Annotated in this window: 3 protein-coding genes; all 3 read left to right on the forward strand. The window is 62.7% G+C overall.

The window, feature by feature from the left end; translation table 11 throughout:
* Window positions 1-135 precede the first annotated feature (135 nt).
* Window positions 136-708: an acetolactate synthase small subunit gene (ilvN, locus tag EN939_RS31300; protein WP_023757090.1), complete on the forward strand. Its 573-nt coding sequence runs from the start codon at window positions 136-138 to the stop codon at window positions 706-708.
* Window positions 709-790: 82 nt separating this feature from the next.
* The gene (locus tag EN939_RS31305) at window positions 791-1,387 is read left to right on the forward strand and encodes a LysE family translocator (protein WP_127271476.1); all 597 of its coding nucleotides are present in this window, start codon (window positions 791-793) and stop codon (window positions 1,385-1,387) included.
* Window positions 1,388-1,630: 243 nt separating this feature from the next.
* On the forward strand, window positions 1,631-2,142 hold a 512-nt coding region (locus EN939_RS31310), incomplete at its 3' end, for an efflux RND transporter periplasmic adaptor subunit (RefSeq protein WP_127271477.1).

Consider the following 2,142-nt stretch of genomic DNA (forward strand, 5'->3'; position numbering starts at 1 on the left):
ACGAGGCGGTGGCCAACGCCATCGACGCCAAGGGCAGGGAACTGGTGTAGCCGGCAGAACCAAGGCAGAGCTGTCGCCAGAAAGCCCTGCGCAAACAAAGAATTAGCTCAAGAGCTTGAAATCGAGATTCATGTCATGAACGCACAGCTACAACCGACCGGCTCCGCCTATTTCATCGCCAAGGAGACGGAAAAGCCGGAAAACCACACGCTTTCCGTGCTGGTCGACAATGAGCCGGGCGTGCTTGCCAGGGTCATCGGCCTGTTTTCCGGGCGTGGCTACAACATCGAGAGCCTGACCGTCTCCGAGACCGAGCATGAAAAGCATTTGTCGCGCATAACCATCGTGACGCGCGGCACGCCGCATGTGCTGGAGCAGATCAAGCACCAGCTCGAGCGCATCGTGCCGGTGCACCGCGTCGTCGACCTGACCGTGCGTTCGCATGAATCCGGGCAGGAGCGGCCGCTGGAGCGCGAACTGGCGCTGGTCAAAGTCGCCGGCACCGGCGAGGCCCGGGTCGAGGCGTTGCGGCTGGCCGATGCGTTCCGCGCCAGCGTCATCGACGCCAACACCGAGCATTTCATCTTCGAGATCACCGGCAAAGGCTCCAAGATCGACCAGTTCATCGCCATCATGAAACCGCTCGGCCTGGTCGAAATCTGCCGCACCGGCGTGGCAGCGTTGAACCGCGGCCCGCAGGCGATGTAGGACTTCGGCGGGGCTGGCGCCGAACGCGTCAGCCAGCTTCCATAGTGAGGCTTCCGATGCTGACTTGTCAGGGAGGATATCCATGTCGCTCGACGCATTCCTTGCCCTGCTTGTCTACGCCTTCGTGACCTCGATCACGCCGGGGCCGAACAATCTCATGCTGCTGGCATCGGGCGTGAATTTCGGCCTCGTCAGAACCGTTCCGCACATGCTGGGCATCAGCATGGGTTTCCTCGTGCTGCTGCTTGCCGTCGGTCTTGGCCTCGGCGCTGTGTTGACGGCGTTTCCGGCGCTGCATACCGCGCTCAAGATCGCCGGCGGCGCCTATCTTTTGTACCTCGCGTGGAAGATCGCCATGTCGCGCACGCTGACCGGCAAGGGCGAGACGAACGCGCGGCCTATGCGCTTCATCGAGGCGGCCGCATTCCAGTGGGTCAATCCCAAGGCGTGGGTGATGGCGATCACCGCCATGGCCGTCTATGCCAATGCCGAGCACCCGTTCCTGTCGGTGGTGTTGATCGCCGTGGCTTTCACTATCGTCAATTTGCCGAGCGTCTCGGTATGGGCAGGGTTCGGCACGGCGCTGCGTGGCTTCCTGTCGGACCCGGTGCGGCTGAAATGGTTCAACATCGCCATGGGCGTGCTGCTGGCGGCGACGCTTTGGCCGATGCTTAAATAGGCTGTGGGGCGCACCAGCCGATCGTAGGGGGACGGGATTCGGACTCTCGGCGGACCGTCCGGATCGGGAGCCGCCCCGTGTTGCACATCCATTGTGCAGTGCACATTAAATCTTCGTAATGCCGCCTTTTGGCCCTTTTCCAACAAAGGCGTGTCCTATCTATTCGGCGAAATCGCGGCAACGGGCCGCGTTGGAATAGAACCCATCGGACCACGACGTGTCGGGTGGAGAGGGCCTTTGACCATGCGTGGAAAAGTCGTTCTTTCGTTGCTGGCCGTCGCCTGCCTGGGTGCGGCCGGCTGGCTCTATCTTTCGCCTGACGCGCTTGGCAGGGTCCAGCAGGTCATCGGCGCAAAGCAGGTTGCCGCGCCGGACAAACAGGCTGCGGCTTCGGACAAGAAGGCCGACAATGCCGGGCGCTCGGTCTCCATCCTCTCGGCCGTCGCCTCGACAGCCGATTTCCCGATCCGGCGTTATGCGATCGGCTTCGTCTCCTCTCCCGCCGTCGTCAACATCAACGCGCGGGTGTCCAGCCAAATCGTGTCCATCGACGTCAAGGACGGGCAGATGGTCAAGACCGGCGATCTGCTGTTTTCGCTCGATGACCGGGCGCTGAAGGCGCAGCTTGCCAAGGACCAGGCGGCGCTGGCCAAGGATCAGGCGATGCTCGCCAGCTCGCAGTCCGATCTCCAGCGCGCCAAGGATCTGGTCGCCAAGCAGGCCGGCACGCAGCAGACCTACGACCAGGCCGTCGC

The organism is Mesorhizobium sp. M7A.F.Ca.CA.002.05.1.1, assembly GCF_003998335.1.
In the GTDB taxonomy this organism is placed as follows: domain Bacteria; phylum Pseudomonadota; class Alphaproteobacteria; order Rhizobiales; family Rhizobiaceae; genus Mesorhizobium.

Excerpts from the sequence above, each read along its gene's own strand:
- ilvN (WP_023757090.1), top strand. The coding sequence starts at position 136 with ATGAACGCACAGCTACAACCGACCGGCTCCGCCTATTTCATCGCCAAG.
- EN939_RS31305 (WP_127271476.1), top strand. The coding sequence starts at position 791 with ATGTCGCTCGACGCATTCCTTGCCCTGCTTGTCTACGCCTTCGTGACC.